This window comes from Burkholderiales bacterium, assembly GCA_015075645.1.
Lineage (GTDB): Bacteria > Pseudomonadota > Gammaproteobacteria > Burkholderiales > Casimicrobiaceae > VBCG01.
The window spans coordinates 292,580-310,135 of sequence record JABTUF010000002.1 but is presented as its reverse complement, the minus strand read 5'-3'; the positions used below and the strand labels follow the sequence as shown (position 1 = coordinate 310,135).

The 17,556-nt window shown below is 71.3% G+C and carries 16 protein-coding genes and 1 other RNA gene; 10 read left to right on the top strand and 7 right to left on the bottom strand.

All coding sequences use genetic code 11. The annotated features are described in order from the left end of the window. Nucleotides 1-152: 152 nt before the first annotated feature. From HS109_04905 to HS109_04895, 3 genes are all read left to right on the top strand, one after another. Nucleotides 153-2,459: a DNA translocase FtsK 4TM domain-containing protein gene (locus HS109_04905; protein MBE7521708.1), complete on the top strand. Its 2,307-nt coding sequence runs from the start codon at nt 153-155 to the stop codon at nt 2,457-2,459. A gap of 128 nt (nt 2,460-2,587) precedes the next feature. After that, nucleotides 2,588-2,953, top strand: a complete 366-nt coding sequence (locus tag HS109_04900; protein MBE7521707.1) for a hypothetical protein — start codon at nt 2,588-2,590, stop codon at nt 2,951-2,953. Then, on the top strand, nt 2,950-3,576 hold the full coding sequence (locus HS109_04895; protein ID MBE7521706.1) for an outer membrane lipoprotein carrier protein LolA: 627 nt from the start codon (nt 2,950-2,952) through the stop codon (nt 3,574-3,576). Before HS109_04900 ends, HS109_04895 begins: the two co-directional genes overlap by 4 nt. 80 nt (nt 3,577-3,656) lie before the next feature. Here HS109_04895 and HS109_04890 read toward each other — a convergent pair whose 3' ends face one another. Then, on the bottom strand, nt 3,657-5,087 hold the full coding sequence (locus HS109_04890; protein ID MBE7521705.1) for an acyl--CoA ligase: 1,431 nt from the start codon (nt 5,085-5,087) through the stop codon (nt 3,657-3,659). Nucleotides 5,088-5,183: 96 nt separating this feature from the next. After that, nucleotides 5,184-6,206: a glycerophosphodiester phosphodiesterase gene (locus HS109_04885; protein ID MBE7521704.1), complete on the bottom strand. Its 1,023-nt coding sequence runs from the start codon at nt 6,204-6,206 to the stop codon at nt 5,184-5,186. Nucleotides 6,207-6,296: 90 nt separating this feature from the next. Between HS109_04885 and HS109_04880 the strand changes: the two genes are divergently transcribed. Together HS109_04880 and serS are read left to right on the top strand one after the other, a co-directional pair. Beyond that, nucleotides 6,297-7,622: a replication-associated recombination protein A gene (locus HS109_04880; protein ID MBE7521703.1), complete on the top strand. Its 1,326-nt coding sequence runs from the start codon at nt 6,297-6,299 to the stop codon at nt 7,620-7,622. A gap of 89 nt (nt 7,623-7,711) precedes the next feature. Continuing rightward, nucleotides 7,712-9,007: a serine--tRNA ligase gene (gene serS, locus HS109_04875; GenBank protein ID MBE7521702.1), complete on the top strand. Its 1,296-nt coding sequence runs from the start codon at nt 7,712-7,714 to the stop codon at nt 9,005-9,007. A gap of 50 nt (nt 9,008-9,057) precedes the next feature. Here the strand turns inward: serS and HS109_04870 are convergent, their stop codons facing one another. The 3 genes from HS109_04870 to mltF are packed head-to-tail and all read right to left on the bottom strand — an operon-like array spanning nt 9,058 to nt 12,618. Then, entirely contained in the window at nt 9,058-10,281 is a 1,224-nt protein-coding gene (locus HS109_04870) for a YncE family protein (protein MBE7521701.1), read from the bottom strand. Between the two features lie 44 nt (nt 10,282-10,325). Then, nucleotides 10,326-11,135, bottom strand: coding sequence for a creatininase family protein (locus HS109_04865; GenBank protein MBE7521700.1), 810 nt, complete (start codon nt 11,133-11,135; stop codon nt 10,326-10,328). A gap of 34 nt (nt 11,136-11,169) precedes the next feature. After that, a complete protein-coding gene (gene mltF, locus HS109_04860) occupies nt 11,170-12,618 on the bottom strand; it encodes a membrane-bound lytic murein transglycosylase MltF (protein MBE7521699.1) in 1,449 nt (482 codons plus the stop codon). A 122-nt stretch (nt 12,619-12,740) separates the two neighbouring features. On the opposite strand from mltF, the gene ffs reads away from it, so the two are divergent. The 5 genes from ffs to HS109_04835 all read left to right on the top strand — a co-directional run bounded on the left by ffs (nt 12,741) and on the right by HS109_04835 (nt 16,177). Next, nucleotides 12,741-12,839, top strand: an RNA gene (ffs, locus tag HS109_04855) — signal recognition particle sRNA small type. 121 nt (nt 12,840-12,960) lie between these two features. Next, nucleotides 12,961-14,604, top strand: a complete 1,644-nt coding sequence (gene dnaX, locus HS109_04850; GenBank protein MBE7521698.1) for a DNA polymerase III subunit gamma/tau — start codon at nt 12,961-12,963, stop codon at nt 14,602-14,604. Then, nucleotides 14,601-14,927 carry a YbaB/EbfC family nucleoid-associated protein gene (locus HS109_04845; GenBank protein ID MBE7521697.1) on the top strand — a complete coding sequence of 109 codons (327 nt, stop codon included), beginning with the start codon at nt 14,601-14,603 and terminating at the stop codon, nt 14,925-14,927. Before dnaX ends, HS109_04845 begins: the two co-directional genes overlap by 4 nt. Before the next feature lie 4 nt (nt 14,928-14,931). Further along, on the top strand, nt 14,932-15,573 hold the full coding sequence (gene recR / locus HS109_04840; GenBank protein MBE7521696.1) for a recombination protein RecR: 642 nt from the start codon (nt 14,932-14,934) through the stop codon (nt 15,571-15,573). 151 nt (nt 15,574-15,724) lie between these two features. Beyond that, on the top strand, nt 15,725-16,177 hold the full coding sequence (locus HS109_04835; GenBank protein MBE7521695.1) for a CBS domain-containing protein: 453 nt from the start codon (nt 15,725-15,727) through the stop codon (nt 16,175-16,177). 51 nt (nt 16,178-16,228) lie between these two features. Here HS109_04835 and HS109_04830 read toward each other — a convergent pair whose 3' ends face one another. After that, on the bottom strand, nt 16,229-16,945 hold the full coding sequence (locus HS109_04830; GenBank protein MBE7521694.1) for an SAM-dependent methyltransferase: 717 nt from the start codon (nt 16,943-16,945) through the stop codon (nt 16,229-16,231). Continuing rightward, entirely contained in the window at nt 16,942-17,532 is a 591-nt protein-coding gene (gene maf / locus HS109_04825; protein ID MBE7521693.1) for a septum formation protein Maf, read from the bottom strand. The genes HS109_04830 and maf overlap by 4 nt, the downstream gene beginning before the upstream one ends. Nucleotides 17,533-17,556 lie beyond the last annotated feature (24 nt).

Here is a 17,556-nt window from a genome sequence, read left to right as displayed (position 1 = left end):
GTTCCCGGCGCGCTCTCGCGATCGCGAGCGTGCTTGACGCATCGCACGAGATGGGGCCGGCGAGGTTCGCCGCAACCCCGCGACCGATGCCCCCTTCGAATCGGTCTTGATCCGGCGTATAATGTGCCGCATGAAGGATCTGCGGTAACGGCATGTTTTTCAACAAGAACGCCGCGCAGGCGAGGCGGGCCTCCCCGGTTGGGGCCCGGGAGCCGCTGTCGCCGAAGTTCGCGCGCCTCGTGCGCGAGTCGATCTGGTTCGCGCTGGTCGCGCTGCTCGCGTACGTCGCCTTGGTCCTCGCGAGCTATTCGCCGGGCGATCCCGCGTGGTCGTACTCGGGCGACGGCACCCCGATCCGCAACCGCGGCGGGGCGATCGGCGCGTGGCTCGCCGATTTCCTGCTCTACTTGCTCGGACTGTCCGCCTGGTGGTTCGTCGTTGCGGGCGTCGCGATCGTCATCGCGTCGTTCCGCCGGATCGCGCATCCCGAGTTGGAGAGCGAGCATCCGCGCGGACTCGCGCTCGCCGGCTTCGCGCTGGTGCTGGTCTCGTCGTCGGCGATCGAGTCGCTGCGGTTCTGGCAGGCCTCGGCGAAGTTGCCGCTCGTCCCCGGCGGCGCGCTCGGCGACGCGATCGGCTCGCTCCTCGCGCGCGCGATCGGCTACAACGGGGCGACGCTGCTCCTGGTGGCGACGTTCCTCGGCGGATTCTCGCTTTTCACCGGAGTCTCGTGGCTGAAGCTGATGGAGCGCATCGGCGCCGCGCTGGAAGGGGGCGTGGCGTGGATCCGCCGCAAGCGCGAGGAACGCCTGGACCGGCGCATCGGCGAGCAGGCGACCGCCGAGCGCGAGGCGGTGGTCGAGCGCACGCGCGAAGCGGTGGTCGAGCGCGAACCGGTGCTGGTGGTGCCGCCGCCGCCGCCGGCGCCGAAGTCCGAGCGTGTCGTCAAGGAGAAGCAGCGGCCGCTCTTCACCGACATGCCGGACTCGCCGCTGCCGGCGCTCTCGCTCCTCGAGGACGCGCCGTCGGGCGGAGAACTCGTTCCGGCGGAGACGCTCGAGTTCACCTCGCGCCTGATCGAGCGCAAGCTCGCCGACTTCGGCGTGGCCGCGAAGGTGCTCGCCGCGTATCCGGGGCCGGTCATCACGCGCTACGAGATCGAACCCGCGGTCGGCGTCAAGGGTAGCCAGATCGTCAACCTGATCCGCGATCTCGCCCGAGCGCTCTCGGTCGTGTCGATCCGCGTGGTCGAGACGATCCCCGGCAAGAGCTGCATGGCGCTCGAATTGCCGAACGCCCGCCGGCAGGTCGTGAAGCTGGTCGAGATCCTCGCGTCGCAGACCTACCACGACGCGCCCGGCAGGCTCACGCTCGCGCTCGGGAAGGACATCGCGGGCAAGCCGGTCGTCGCCGACCTCGCGCGCATGCCGCACCTGATGGTCGCGGGCACCACCGGTTCGGGGAAGTCGGTCGCGGTCAACGCGATGATCCTGTCGCTGCTCTACAAGGCCGAGCCGCGCGACGTCCGGCTGATCCTGATCGACCCGAAGATGCTCGAACTCTCCGTCTACGAGGGCATTCCGCACCTGCTCGCGCCCGTCGTCACCGACATGAAGCTCGCGCCCAACGCGCTCCACTGGTGCGTGGGCGAGATGGAGCGCCGCTACCGGTTGATGAGCCAGTTGGGGGTGCGCAACCTCGCGGGCTACAACCAGAAGGTGGCCGACGCGAAGAAGGCGGGCAAGCCGATCGCCAACCCGATCTCCCTCACGCCCGACGCGCCGGAGCCGCTCGAGGAGATGCCGCTCGTCGTCGTGGTGGTCGACGAACTCGCCGACCTGATGATGGTCACCGGCAAGAAGATCGAGGAGCTGATCGCGCGCATTGCGCAGAAGGCGCGCGCGGCGGGCATCCACCTGATCCTCGCGACGCAGCGGCCGTCGGTCGACGTGATCACCGGCCTCATCAAGGCGAACATCCCGTCGCGCATCGCGTTTCAGGTCGCGAGCAAGGTCGATTCGCGCACGATCCTCGACCAGATGGGCGCCGAGACCCTCCTCGGGCAGGGCGACATGCTCTACCTGCCTCCGGGCACCGGCCATCCGCAGCGCGTGCACGGCGCGTTCGTGTCCGATGGCGAGGTGCACCGGGTCGTCGAGCACCTGAAGGCGCAGGGCGAGCCGCAGTACGTCGAGGGCCTGCTCGAGGGCGGCAACGGCGACGGCGATGCGGGCGTGTCGGTCGAGGGGGCCGATCCGGAGTCCGACCCGATGTACGACCAGGCGGTCGTCGTCGTGCTGAAGACGCGGCGGCCGTCGATCTCGCTCGTGCAGCGACATCTTCGCATCGGCTACAACCGTGCCGCGCGGCTCATCGAGCAGATGGAACGCTCCGGACTCGTATCCCCGATGCAGACCAACGGGAACCGCGAGGTGCTGGCGCCCGCGCCGAAGGAATGACGATGATGGAGGAGTGCCTGTCGCAGGAGCGCGTCGGCCTGAAGGCCGACCTACCGTCGAATCCCCGTGGGTCGGCCTTCAGGCCGACGGCGTCCACTCGGCCCGGTGGGTCGGCCTTCAGGCCGACAGTGCTTCTGGCAGCAGCGCTCTGGTGCGCGCTGGCCTCCGCCGGCCCGGTCGAGGTCTACCGCGACGGCGACCGCTACTGTCCGCGCTCGCTGCCGCCGGCCGCGCCGCGCATCGACGCCGCGGGCGCCGAGCGCATCGCGTTGCGTCTCGTCCCCGACGGCTTCTGCGGCCCCTCGGCCTCGATCGGCGGCTGCGATGTCGTGATCGAGAACTTCTACGACAGTTGGCGGATCTACGTCCATCAGTACCGCGAGCGCCCGAAGGCCCACGACTGGGCCGCGCTCACCCACACCTACGTGATCCTCGATCCGGTCGGCAACTGCCTCGCCAACATTCCCGGCACCGAGCCGGGCGCGCCGCGATGAACCGCGCCATCGTCGCGCTCGCGCTCGCCTTCGCCGCCGGTGGCGTTTCCGCCGGAGGCATCGACGAACTGCACGCGTTCCTCGACGGAGCGAAGAACGGCCGGGCGACCTTCCGGCAGGTCGTCGTGTCGAAGAACGCGCGCGGAGGGCAGATGTCTTCGGGCACCTTCGCGTTCCAGCGGCCCGGCAAGTTCCGCTGGACCTACGAGAAGCCCTGGGAGCAGCTCGTCGTCGGCGACGGCGCGAAGGTGTGGGTCTACGACCGCGACCTGAACCAGGTGATCGTGCGCGAACTCGACGCGGCGCTCGGCGCAACGCCGGCCTCGCTCCTCGCCGGCGACAACGCGCTCGAGCGCAGTTTCACGCTGGTCGACGGCGGCACCGCCGATGGGCTCGCCTGGATCGACGCGGTGCCGAAGTCGAGCGACGCGGCGTTCACCAAGGTGCGCATCGGCTTTCGCGACAAGCTGCCGCAGGCGATGGAACTCGTCGACGCGTTCGGCCAGACGACGCGCCTCGCCTTCGACCGGTTCGAGCGCAACGTGCCGCTGCCTCCCGACGCCTTCCGCTTCGTGCCGCCGCCCGGGGCGGATGTCGTGACCGCGCCCTCGCCGACCAGGTAGGACGATCGGGTTCGGGCGGGGCGCCGCAGGATGCGCCGCGCGTCGAGCGCCGTTGCCGCGGCCGCCCGGTGCGCCTTGGTTCAGTGCGGCTTCGGCGCTGCGGCGGCGAGCAGCGCACGAAGGGCGTTGCGATCGACCTTGCCTGCCTCGTTGCGGGGAATGCGCGCCACGCGCGCGACCACGGAAGGACGCGCCCGCACGCGCCGTGCGCCGAGGACACGCTCGATCGCGTCGACGCTCAAGTCGCGCGTGGCGACGACCGCCGCCCAGAGCTGCGGTTCGCCCTTCGGTCCGGTGCCACCGACCACGGCGGCGTCGTTCACCCCGGGCACCGCGAAGAGCGCCTCCTCGATCGGACCGGGCTGCACCCGCACACCGGCCAGGTCGATGACGTCGGTGGCGCGGCCTTCGAGGCGCACGATGCCGTCCGCGCCGACGGCGCCCAGGTCGGTGGTGGTGAACGCATCGCCGTCGAACGCGTCCGATGCGAGGCCCGCGTAGCCGAGCGCGACACCCGGACCGGCGAGACGCAGCCGGCCAGTCTCCCCCGGCGGCAGCGCGCGACCCTCGTCGTCGACGGCGTCGATGCGCACGCCCGCCACGGCCGTCCCGACGCCGCCGGCGATCGCGCCGAGCACGCGCATGTTGCCGGTCGCTGCGCAGCCGATCTCGGTGGCGCCGTACACGCACTCGACGCGCTCGCACAGGCGCTCGCGGATCCGGTCGATCATCGCCGCCGGCATCGAGCCGCCGGCAAAGGCGACCGAGTGAAGGGCGGGGACGGGTGAGGCTCCGGACGGCAGTGCTGCCGCCACCGCATCGAGCCAGTACGGCATTCCGGTCAGGTGTTCGACCCGGTGCGTGGCGAGTTGCGACGGTGCGTCCGCGGGTCCGTTGGACAGCACCAGCGTCCCGCCGTCCCACAGCGTGCGCAGCACGCAGAGGAAGCCGTAGCCCGATCCCGGCACGGTGGTGGACATCACGCGCGCCCGCGGCGGCAGCGGGATGCCGTGCCGCGCGGATTCGACCCGGTGGGCGAGCGCGGCGTGCGTCACCACGATGCTCTTGGCGCGTCCGGTGGTGCCCGACGAGGGGAAGTGGGCCGCGACGGCGTTCCCTTCGCCCTGGATGGGCACGGGAGGGACACCGGCTTTCCGATCGGCCGGCCGGTACCAGTCCCGCCCGGTCACGATCAGCGGCAGCGATCCGGGCGAGGCGCCCGCGTCGAACTCGATCGCTGCCTTCGCGAGTTCTGGAGGATGATCGCGCGGCGCCGCCGAAGCGCCGATCCTGCCCAATGCGAGTGTGAGGAGGATCGTGCGCCAGGGCCTTCGCGCCGACTGGATGACCGTATCCCCTGGATGGATGTCGACGTCCGCGAGGCGGCGCGCGATGGCGTCGATCGTCGCGTCGAGCGCACCGTAGCCGACCGTCTGTCCGTTCGCCAGGATGACGGCGACGGCATCCGGGTCGTTCAGCGCGTGTTCGCGCACCGGGAGGGTGAAGTTCATGCGATCGGATCGGCGGGAGACGCGGTCTACCGAGCGGAGGTGGTGGACCCGGGATCGGTCGTTTCGTGCCGTGCCTGCCGTCGAAGCCGCGCCGCGTCAGCGCGCGATCGCGATCCCGCGTTCGGCGAGCACCTGGCGCGCCCGGTCCGGGTAGTCGGTGATGAGCCCGTCGACCGCGAGGTCGATCATGCGCCCCATCTCGGCCTTGTCGTTGATCGTCCAGGCCAGCACCCTGAGATCCAGCGCATGGGCCTCGCGCACGAGTTCGGCGGACAGACTCGCGGCGTTGGCCGACCAGATCGCGCAGCCCGCGGCCTTCACGAGGCGCGGCAGCGAGTGGCCGTGCTCGGACGGCACGAGGCCAGCCTGCCATGGCGAGCGCCCGGTGGCATCGGGCTTCACCGTGTCGAAGTTCGGGAACTGGGCGGTGAGGCACGCGGTTTCGAGTTCCGGCGCGGCGCGCCTCGAGATCACGAGCGGACGCCAGTCGAACGATTGCAGCGTCGTGCGCCCGATGACCCCCGCCTTGCGGATCCCGGCCAGCGCGAGGTCGACGAAGGTTTCCGGGTCGACGACGCTCTCGCCGGAGGTCGGCGTGATCTTGACCTCGAGATTGAATCGCACCTTCGGGTCGCGCGCGTCCGCGAACGCGAGGAACTCGGCGAGTGTCGGGACGCGCTCGCCGTCCGACGGGATCTGCAGCGGCCATTGCTTGCCGTAGGACGTCGACGGATTGACGCGCCCGACGTCGTAGGCCTTGAGTTCCGCCAGCGTGAGCGAGCGGATCGCGGGGCCGCGTGCCGTGAGCCAGAAGCCGCTCGGCCCGCGGACGAGCGCCGGATTGAGGTCGGGGTCGTGCGCGATCACGACGACGCCGTCCTTCGTGACCGCGAGATCGGTCTCGAGGGTCGTGACTCCGATCTCGAGCGCCTTGCCGAATCCGGCGAGCGTGTTCTCGGGCTCGAGGCCGCGTGCTCCGCGGTGTCCCTGCAGGTCGAAGGCCGCGACCTGCTGCATCGCGGCCGTCAACGCAACGGCCGTCAGCGTGGCGGCGGCGGCCGCGCGCCGGATCACCGGCACGGTGGCGCGAAAAAGAGCGGCGGCAAGGGATGGCGACATGCGCGAAGCTCCCCCGATTCCGGTCATTGTACCTGTGCGGTGCCCGTGCGTTCGCTATCATCGGCGCTTCCCCACGCGCCTTCAAATCCGGTGACCGATCTCTTCGCCCCCGCGTCCCCGCCGGGCGCGCCGCTCGCCGAGCGGCTGCGGCCACGCTCGATCGCCGAGGTCATCGGGCAGCGGCACCTGCTGGGACCGGGCAAGCCGCTCGCGGTCGCCTTCCACGCGAGGCGGCTGCATTCGATGATCCTGTGGGGACCGCCGGGCTCGGGCAAGACGACGCTCGCGCGCCTGATGGCCGACGCGTTCGGGGCCGAGTTCGTCGCGCTCTCGGCGGTGCTCGCCGGGGTGAAGGACATCCGCGAGGCGGTGGCGCGTGCGGACCTCGTGCGCGCCGAATCGGGGCGGCCGACGATCCTGTTCGTCGACGAGGTGCACCGGTTCAACAAGGCGCAGCAGGACGCGTTCCTGCCCTGGGTCGAGCAGGGCGTGATCACGTTCGTCGGCGCGACCACCGAGAACCCGAGCTTCGAGGTGAACTCCGCGCTGCTCTCGCGCGCGGCGGTCTACGTGCTCGAACCGCTGTCGGCGGACGACCTCGGGCGGCTACTCGACCGCGCCATCGCGGCCGAGATGCCCGGCGTGACGTTCGACGCCGCGTCGCGCGACGCGCTCGTCGCGTACGCGGACGGCGACGGACGGCGGCTCGTCAATCTCGTCGAGCAGCTGGCCGTCGCGGCGGCCGATGCGAAGCGCGCGACGATCGACCTCGCGTTCGTCGAGCAGACGATCGCGCGGAGCCTGCGCCGCTTCGACAAGGGCGGCGAGGCGTTCTACGACCAGATCTCCGCGCTCCACAAGTCGGTGCGTGGATCCGATCCGGACGCCGCGCTCTACTGGCTCGTGCGCATGCTCGACGGCGGTGCCGATCCGCTCTACTGCGGGCGGCGGCTCGTCCGCATGGCGACCGAGGACATCGGCCTCGCCGATCCGCGCGCGCTCGAGATCGCGCTGGCGGCGGTCGGGACGTTCGAACGGCTGGGCTCGCCCGAAGGTGAACTCGCGCTCGCCCAGTGCGTGATCTATCTCGCCGTCGCACCCAAGTCGAACGCCGTGTACCGTGCGTACGGGGCGGCGCGCGCGTTCGTGAAGGAGGACGGCTCGCGCGCGGTGCCGCTGCGGTTGCGCAACGCACCGACGAAGCTCATGGCGTCGCTCGACTACGGCAAGGGCTACCGCTACGCGCACGACGAGGAGGGCGCCCATGCGGCGGGCGAGCGCTACCTGCCCGACGGCATGCCCGAGACGAGGTTCTACGAGCCGACCGACCGCGGGGTCGAGAAGCGCATTCGCGAGCGGATCGCGGAGTTGCGCGCTGCCGACGCGGCGGCGCGTGCGCGCGGACGCGAACCCTGAGGATGCCGGGGCCGGCCGGCGCCGCGCGCGCCGCAGATCGGCGGCGGTTGCGCGACGGTTCGACGGCGAGCGTTTGATACACTGGCGCGATGCTCGACATCCACCTGTTGCGCCACGACCTCGCCGCGGTCGCCGCCGGCCTCGCGAAGCGCGGCGTGGTCCTCGACACCGCGGCGTTCGAGGCGCTCGAACGCGAACGCAAGGACATCCAGGTCCGCACGCAGGACCTTCAGAACCGCCGCAACGTGCTCTCGAAGGCGATCGGCGCCGCCAAGTCGAAAGGCGAGGACGCGTCCGCGCTGCTCTCGGAGGTGGCGGGCACCGGCGACGAGCAGAAGGCGCTCGAAGCCGAACTCGACCGCGTCCAGGCGAAGCTGCGCGACTTCCTGCTCGTGCTGCCGAACCTGACCCACGCCTCGGTGCCGGAAGGCCGCTCGTCCGACGACAACGTCGAGGTGCGACGCTGGGGCACGCCGCGCAGTTTCGCCTTCCCGGTCCGCGACCACACCGACCTGGGCGAGGGGCTCGGTCTCCTCGACTTCGCGGCCGCCGCGAAGCTCTCCGGATCGCGCTTCTCGTTCCTGCGCGGCGGACTCGCACGGCTGCACCGCGCGCTCGCGCAGTTCATGCTCGACGTACAGACCGGCGAGCACGGCTACGTCGAGTGCTACACGCCCTACATCGTGACCGCCGAGACGCTCGTCGGCACGACGCAGCTGCCCAAGTTCGAGGCCGACATGTTCTCGGTGCGGAAGGGCGGGCAGGAGGGCGAGGGTGAGCCGCTCTACCTGATCTCGACCTCGGAGATCACGCTCACCAACAGCGTGCGCGGCGAGATCCTCGACGCGAACCGGTTGCCGCTGCGGCTGACCGCGCACACGCCGTGCTTCCGTTCGGAGGCCGGGAGCTACGGCAAGGACACGCGCGGCATGATCCGCCAGCACCAGTTCGACAAGGTCGAGATGGTTCAGGTCGTGCATCCCGAGCGTTCCTACGAGGCGCTCGAGGAGATGACGCGTCACGCCGAGGCGATCCTCCAGCGGCTCGAACTCCCGTACCGCGTGATGGCGTTGTCCACCGGCGACATCGGCTTCGCGGCGGCCAAGACCTACGATCTCGAGGTCTGGCTGCCCGCGCAGAACGCCTACCGCGAGATCAGCTCCTGCTCGAACTGCGAAGCGTTCCAGGCGCGGCGGATGCAGGCGCGCTTCCGCAACGCGCAGGGCAAGCCGGAACTCGTCCACACGCTGAACGGCTCCGGCCTCGCGGTCGGACGCACGCTCGTCGCGGTGATGGAGAACTGCCAGCGCGCCGACGGTTCGATCGAGGTCCCGAAGGCGCTGCGCCCGTACATGGGCGGCGCGGACACGGTCGGCAAGCCCTGAACGTCGCGCCGCGCGCGGCGTGGGCGCGGTGGAAGTCCCGTCCTTCCGCGCTAACGCATGTTGCCGGTGTGCCCGAGCGAGTAGCGCCCCGGCTGCGGCCACACGGTCAATCCGTGCGGCTCCATGCCGACCTTGATGGTCTTCACGCTGCCGTTCGCCGTGTCGAAGACGTAGACGACGTCGTCGTAGCGGCCGGATAGCCACAGTTGCCTGCCATCGGCGCTGACGTTGCCCATGTCGGGGCTCCCGCCGCCGGGTACCGGCCAGGTCGCGACGATCTTCCGGGTCGCGAAATCGACCACGGTGACGCCACCCTTGCCCTTCGCCGGGCCGTGGATCTTGTTCGAGCCCCGGTTCGCGACGTAGAGCTTCGTGCCGTCGCGCGACGGATAGAGTCCGTGCGAGCCCACGCCGGTCGGCAGGAAGTCGACCTGCGTGAAGCTCGCGCCGTCGACGACGTAGATCCCGTTGCTCATCATGTCGGCGATGTACCAGGTCGTGCCGTCGGGCGACACGCGGATGTCCTGCGGCATGCCCTTCCAGACCGTGCAGATGGTCTCGTCCTTGCCGTCGGGACCGCGCACCACCTTCGTCGGCTTGCCGGGCAGGATCAGTTGCAGGTAGCCCAGCACCTTGCGCTCGACCAGGTCGACCTTGGTGATGCCGCCGGTGAACTCGCAGGTGAAGATCGCCTGGCGGCCGTCGATCGTGAAGTCCGCGTGGTTGATCCCGCCGCAGCGCGGCACCGACAGCGAGTACTGCAGCGCGAAGGTGTGCGGGTCGCGGAAGTCGAGGCGCTTGAACGCCTCGGCGACGACGATCGCCGACTTGCCGTCGGGCGTGAAGTACATGTTGTACGGATCGTCGACCGGGATCGGCGCGCCGGGCTTGCCGGTCCTCGGGTCGATCGGCGTGAGGCTGCCGTTGGGCGTGCGCTCCGCGTTGTTCGCGACCCACAGCGTCTTCAGGTCCCACGACGGCACGACGTGCTGCGGGCTGGAACCGACCTTGAACCTGTCGACCACCCTGAGGGTCGCCGGATCGATCACGTAGACGTCGTTGCTGCGGACGTGGGGCACGTACACGCGCGCGAGGTCGCCCGCGACCACCGGACTCAGCTTGCCGGCGGCGGTTTCGCTGTAGAGGTTGCGCGCGTCGACCACCGGCGGCATGCCGGGAACCGTGGCGACGGTGGCAGGCGCCTGGGCGAAGGCGAGAGCGACGGTGCCGACGAGGAGCGAGCAGGCGAACGGCAGGCGGAGGGGGTTCGACATCGGGAAGGGGGAAGGGAGAAGGGGGAAGGGAGAAGGGAGAAGGGTCAGCGTCGTGTCGCGCGGCGGATCGCTTCAACGGACGCGGCGACGATGGCGTTGACGCCGGGCTCGCCCAGCGCCTTCGTCGCTGCGCGCGGATCGCCGACGGTGCCGTCGCCGGCCCGCGGTGCCGCGGCCATCGCGTCGGCCCGGACGAGCGCCGGGTCGATGGCGAGCGAGAGCGAGGTGTCGGCGAGTCCGGCGTGCGTGCCGATCTCGGCGTTCGAGTGTCCGTGGGCGGCGAGGGCCTTGCGGTAGACGGTTTCGGTGGCGCGATAGTACTCGACGATCGCGTGCGCGCGCATGGGCGACGCCTTCCACGTCCGGTTCAAGCGCTTCGCGACCGCAGAGAGCGACGCCTGCGTGCCGCCGTGGTCGCCCACGAACACGATGTCGCGGAATCCCGCGCGCGCGAGGCTCCGGGCCGCCGCTTCGAGCGTGCGCTCGAACACGTCGACCGGTACGCTCAGTGTGCCGGGGTAGCGCATGTGCCCGGTGGGCGGATCGATCGACCCTTCCGGCACGTACGCGACGACCGGCGCGACCATCGCGTTGCCGAGCGCGGTCGCGATCCGACCCGACAGCACGCGCACGCGGACGTTGTGCTTCCCCAGCGTCATGTGCGCTCCGCTCTGCTCGGTGCCGCCGACCGGGACGATCGCGGTGGTCGTGCCGGCCGCGATCGCGTCGCGCACTTCGGTCCAGGTGAGTTCCTCGAGGAACACCGACGGCGGGGCGGCCACCGCGAGCGGCGCGGCGACGAGGGTCGCGCATGCCACGGCGCGGAGGGCGAAGGCGAGCACGATGCGAATCATCCGGGCGCGGGCGCGGGGGGTTCCATGCGCCGGATCAAGGTCCGGCGAGCGCGCCCCACAGGCGCAGCCGCGGCTGGTGCGGCTCCTCGGTGCGCAGCAGGATGTCGTAGTAGGCACGCACGCGGTCGACGAACGCGACCGGCATGCCGCCGCGCGCGTAGCCCAGCTTCGCCTTCTCGTAGTACTCGGGGAGCGCGAGGAGCGGCAGGGTCTTGCGGACGTCGCGCCAGCGGTCCGGGTCGAGGCGGTCGCGCTGGGCCTGGATGCGCGCGTCCTCGAGGTGGCCCATGCCGATGTTGAACGCCGCGAGCGCGAACCAGGTCCGGTCCGGCTCGGGGATGCGCGCGGGCAGCTTCGCCTTCAGGTCGCGCAGGTAGCGCGCCGCCGCCATCACGCTCGCGCGCGCATCGAGGCGGTCGGTGACGCCGAGTTCCTTCGCCGTGTCCTCGGTGAGTTGCATGAAGCCGCGCACCCCGGTCTCGCTCGTCGCATCGGGATCCCAGCGCGACTCCTGGTAGGCGACCGCCGCGAGCAGGCGCCACTCGATGCCGTAGGCCTCCTGCGCCGCGAAGAACATCGGCTTCCACCCCGGGAGCGCGTTCTCGATGCGTTCATTGAAGATGCCGGCGTCGATGCGGCCGACCTCTCCGCGCGGCGAGAAGTAGCGCTCCGACAGCCGCGCGAGCGTGCCGTTCCCGTGCATGCGCGCGAGAAAGGCGTCGAGTTCGCGCGCGAGCGCGGGATAGCGGCCGCCGACCGCCCAGGCGAGTTCGCGCCTCGTGCCGAGCGGGAACGCGACGTCGACGTCGAGGTAGATGTTGCGCCCGATCGCCGCGTCGAACGAACTCACGACCGCGCAGGGGACGCTGCCTTCGTCGACCTGCGCCATCAGCGCGTCGGCGGAGGCCACTTCCTTCGGTTGCCAGCGGACCTCGGGGTGGGCGCGGCGCACCTGGGCGAACGCGGTCTCGATGCCCGAGCCCGCGACGAACGCGACGTCGGTTCCGGCGAGGTCGCCCCAGTTGCGCGGACGAAAGCCGTCGCGCGAGCACGCCAGCACCGCTTCGGCGGTCTCGTAGCCGGAGGTCCACAGCAGCGGCGTGCGCTTCGCGCCGGCGTCGTCGGGCGACTTGCCCGACGGGGGGCGGTACAGGCCGCCGATGCCGACGTGCGCCTCGCCTGCGGCGACCCGCTCGAGGAGCGCTCCAGCATCCGGGACCGCGACGATGGTCAGCGGCAGGCCGCGCTCGCGCGCGAAACGCTCGATCAGTTCGTGGTCGAGCCCCTGCGGCTTGCCGTCGGGCCCGGGAAACCAGCTCCCCGGGCCCGGGCGCACGGCAACGACGAGCGTCTTCGCCACGTCCGGCGCCGCGAGTTCGGAGACGCCGCAAGCGGTGAGGAGCGCGGCGACGGCGAACGCCGCCGCCGGAGCGGCGAGGCGCGCCGGATCGTGCAACGCTCGCAGGTGCGCGGGAAGTCGCATCGGGCGTGGGGCGGGGCGCGATCCGAGTATAGCGACCCGGGGCACGCCATGCCGCGCGGGCGACCGGAACGGCTATAATCGGCTTGTCGCCTGTTGCGTCGTCGGACGGCGGCGAGTTCCACGGCGGGTCGCCCCGCATTGCATGGTCGTGAACCTGGTCAGGTCCGGAAGGAAGCAGCCATAGCGATTCTCTGCAAGTGCCGGGGGAACGGCTCGCCACCCATTGAGGTCGGACGTTCGACGTAGGACGTCCGACGACGAGGCGCGGTCCGCTCCGGATCGCGCCTCCCCGCAACGCTGCCTCACGTCCAACCCCGAACGTCGAACGTCCGACGGTTCTCGATGAGCTATCAGGTCCTCGCGCGCAAGTGGCGGCCCGGCACCTTCGCCGAGCTGACCGGGCAGGGCCACGTCGTTACCGCGCTGTCGAACGCGCTCGTCCGCGGGCGGCTGCACCACGCGTACCTCCTGACCGGCACGCGCGGCGTCGGCAAGACGACGATCGCCCGGATCCTCGCGAAGAGCCTCAACTGCCAGGTGAACGGCGTGTCGGCGATGCCCTGCGGCGAGTGCGCGGCCTGTACCGACATCGACGCCGGCCGCTTCGTCGACCTGCTCGAGATCGACGCCGCGTCGAACACCGGCGTCGACAACATGCGCGAGATCCTCGACAACGCGCGCTACGCGCCGACGGTCGGCCGCTTCAAGGTCTACCTGATCGACGAAGTGCACATGCTGTCGAAGAACGCCTTCAACTCGATGCTGAAGACGCTCGAGGAGCCGCCCGAGCACGTGAAGTTCGTGCTCGCGACGACCGATCCGCAGAAGGTGCCGGTCACCGTGCTCTCGCGCTGCCTGCAGTTCGCGCTGAAGCCGCTTTCCCCCGACGAGATCGCCGCGCGCGTCGTGCACATCCTCGGGGCCGAGGGCATCGCGCACGACCCGGCGGCCGTCGCGCTCATCGCGCGCGCCGCCTCGGGCAGCCTGCGCGACGCCCTCTCGCTGCTCGACCAGGCGATCGCCTACGGCGCGGGCGAGGTGCGCGCCGATCCGGTGCGCGCGATGCTGGGCGTCGTCGACCGCGACTTCGCGTTCCGGATCGCGGACGCGCTCGCCGCGAACGACGGCCGCTCGCTCCTCGCCGAGGCCGATGCGCTCGCCGGACGCGGGCTCTCCGCCGCCGATGCACTCGCCGAACTCGCCCACCTGTACCACCGGGTCGCCGTCGCGCAGGTGGTGCCCGACGCATCCGGCGGCGAGGACGCCGACCGCATCGCGGCGATCGCGTCGCGTTTCACGCCGGAGGCGGTCCAGCTCGGCTGGCAGATCGTGGCGCAGGGGCGCGCCGACCTCGCGCTCGCGCCCGACGAGGCCACCGGACTCTCGATGACGCTGCTGCGGCTCCTGGCGTTCGAACCGGCGGGATCGTCCTCCTCCGGGCGCGAACGCGGACCGCGCCGCGATGCGGCCGCACCGGAACCGGCCCGCACTGCACGCGCAGCGGCGGCGACCATTGCACCGACGCCTGCGCCGGTGGCGGCGACCGCGACGCGCAAGGCGCTGCCGACCGCGCCGGACGCCTGGCCGGGGTTCGTGCAGTCGCTCGGCCTCTCCGGCATGGCGCGCGAACTCGCGGCGCAATCCGAGATGCGGAAGCTCGACGGCCACGCGCTGACGCTCGCGCTCCCCGCCGCGCACCAGCACCTCGCCGGCAAGAGCTACGCGGACCGCCTGCGGAACGCGCTGGAGCAGGCGACCGGGGTCAAGCTCCTGCTCGCCTTCGAGGTCGGCGAGGTGGCCGAAGGCTCGCTCGCGACGAAGGAGTCGCGCGAACGCGAGGCCGCGCGCGCCAGCACCGAGGCCGCGTTCCTCGACGAACCCTTCGTGCGCGACGCGGTGAGCCGTTTCGGCGCCACCGTCCGCACCGAATCGATCAAGGCGCTGCCCGCCGGAGGACGCGCCGCATCCGAGGATCCGAACCGATGATGAAGAACCAGCTCGCCGGGCTCATGAAGCAGGCGCAGGCGATGCAGGACAACATGAAGCGCGCGCAGGAGGAACTCGCGCGCACCGAGGTCGAAGGTCAGTCCGGCGGCGGGCTCGTGAAGGTCACGATGACCTGCCGTCACGACGTGAAGCGCGTCGCGATCGACCCGTCGCTCGTCGGCGAGGACCGCGACATGCTGGAGGACCTCGTCGCCGCCGCAGTCAACGACGCCGTGCGCCGGGTCGAGGCGGTGACGCAGGAGAAGATGTCCGGCATCGCCGGCGGCATGGCGCTGCCGCCCGGTTTCAAGCTGCCGTTCTGACCGGGTGGCCGGACGCGGATCCGACGATCGCAGCGCGGCCGGCGAGCCGCTCGGGAGCCTCGACGCGCTGGTCGGCGCGTTGCGCGTGCTGCCCGGCGTGGGTCCGCGCGCGGCCCAACGCATGGCGCTGCACCTGCTGCAGTACGACCGCGACGGAGCGAAGGCGCTCGCTGCCGCGCTCCTCGCCGCGACCGAAGCGGTCCACCACTGCGAGCGCTGCAACACCTTCACCGAAGGGTCGGTGTGCGCGCTGTGCCGCTCGACCCGCCGGGACGCGGCGCAACTGTGCGTGGTGGAGACGCCCTCCGACCTCATGATGGTCGAGCAGACGCAGGCGTTCGCCGGGATGTACTACGTGCTGATGGGCCGGCTCTCGCCGCTCGACGGCATCGGTCCGAAGGAGATCCGGCTCGATCGACTGCTCAAGCGGGCGCAGGACGGGGTGGTCCGCGAGGTGATCCTCGCCACCAACTTCACCCACGAAGGCGAGGCGACCGCGCACTACGTCGGCGAGCTGCTCGCCGCGCGCGGGCTCAAGGTCAGCCGGCTCGCGCGCGGCGTGCCGGTCGGCGGCGAACTCGAGTACGTCGACAGCGGCACGCTCGCCCAGGCGCTGCGCGAGCGCCGTCCGATCGGCGCGCTCTGAGCTCGGCTCGGGCGAGGCCTTCCGCCAGCGCAGCCACCGGCGGAGGGCGCGGCACCCGCGCCGTCTCCCGGCATTGCGCGCGAGCGCCCCGCGGGCGTAACCTCATCCTCGGGGGCCGCGGGATGCGGCACCGTTCGCAGCGGAGGCGGCGATGCTCGTGAGCGAGATCCTGAGGATCAAGGGCAACACGTTGTTCACCGTCGGTCCGGACGGCTCGGTGATGGACGCGGTGCGCGTGATGGCGCAGCACGACATCGGCTCGCTCGTCGTGATGGACCATGGCCGCCTCGCCGGCATGCTGACCTTCCGCGAGGTGCTCGAGGCGCTGGCGGGCCACGGCGGGTCGCTCGCGACGCTCGAGGTCCGCGACATCTGCGTGCGCGATCCGCTGACCGCGCCGCCCGGGCTCGACGTCATGGAACTGCGGCGCACGATGCTCGAGGGTCACGCGCGCTACGTGCCGGTGATGGACGGCACGACGCTGATGGGCGTCGTGTCGTTCCACGACGTGGCGAAGGCGGTCTACGAGGAGCAGTCGTTCGAGAACCGGATGCTCAAGAGCTACATCAAGGACTGGCCCGAGGAGGAGGAAGGCCGGGTGTAGCTCGACCGCGCCGCTGCACAGCTTCGACGCTCGCGCCGGGGCGCGAAGCGATCAGGCCTGGAACAGGAAGATCGCGGGTCTGCGCTGCCAGCCGGCGACGTCCGCGCCGCGCCACGCGGCGATGGGCCGCATCACCACCGACTCGTCCGGTGTCGTGAGGTCCGCCGCCACGGCGAGTCGCGTGCGCGGTGCGAGCGTCGCGACGAGCGCGGCGAGCATCGCCGCATTGCGGTACGGCGTTTCGATGAAGACCTGGGTTCTCGCGTGCAGGCGCGAGTCTGCTTCCAGTTCGCGCAGCCGCGCGGAGCGCGCCGCCTCGGCTACCGGCAGGTAGCCGTGGAAGGCGAAGGCTTGCCCCGAGAGGCCCGAAGCCATCAACGCGAGCAGGACCGCGGAGGGGCCGACGAGGGGAACGACGCGAATGCCCGACGCGTGCGCCGCAGCGACGAGCGCCGCGCCGGGATCGGCCACTCCGGGCGCGCCCGCATCGGACACGAAGCCGACCGGATGGCCGTGCCGGGCGGGCGACAGCAGCGACGCCAACCCGGCCGCCGAGGCATCCGCTTCGAGCGGTGCGATCGAGAGCTCGGCGATCGGCCGCGGCAGCGAGAGCGACTTCAGGAACGCGCGCGCTGCCTTCGGCGTCTCGACCACCCAATGTTCGACCGTGCGCGCGAGGTCGATCGTGCGTGCGGGCAGAACGTCCTCGGGCGGCACCGCGCCGAGCAGGTTGGGGACGAGCAGGAGCGGACCGCGGGCGTGGCTCATCTCGACGGGTCGAGGACATCGACCCCGGCGAGACGCAGGAGCCGGCAGGTCGCGATGAGCGGCAGCCCGACGAGCGCGGTGGGGTCGTCGCTCTCGATCGCGTCGAACAGCGCGATGCCGAGCGCCTCCGAGCGTACCGAACCCGCGCAGTCGAGCGCGGATTCGCGCTCGAGGTACGCCTCGATCTCGGAGTCGCACAGGACGCGGAAACGGCTGACGACGTCGACGCGCTCGACGAAGCAGCGGCCGCTCGCCGCATCGAAGAGCGCGACCCCCGTGTGGAACGTCACCGCGCGCCCGGATTGCGCGCGCAGTTGCTCCCGCGCTCGCTCTCGGGTTCCCGGCTTGCCGACGTGTCGGCCGTCGCAGTCCGCGATCTGGTCGGAGCCCAGGATCAGGGCGCCCGGGTGGCGGGGCGCGACCGCGCGCGCCTTGGCCTCGGCCAGGCGCATGCAGGCGGCTGCGGCCGACTCCCCGGGGAGTGCGGCCTCGTCGATGCCCGAGGCGTCCAGCCGGTACGGCAGGCCGAGACGGTCGAGCAGGGCGGCGCGATAGCGCGACGTCGAGGCCAGCACGAGCGGACGCATGGGATTCCCGTTGTTTTTGCGGCA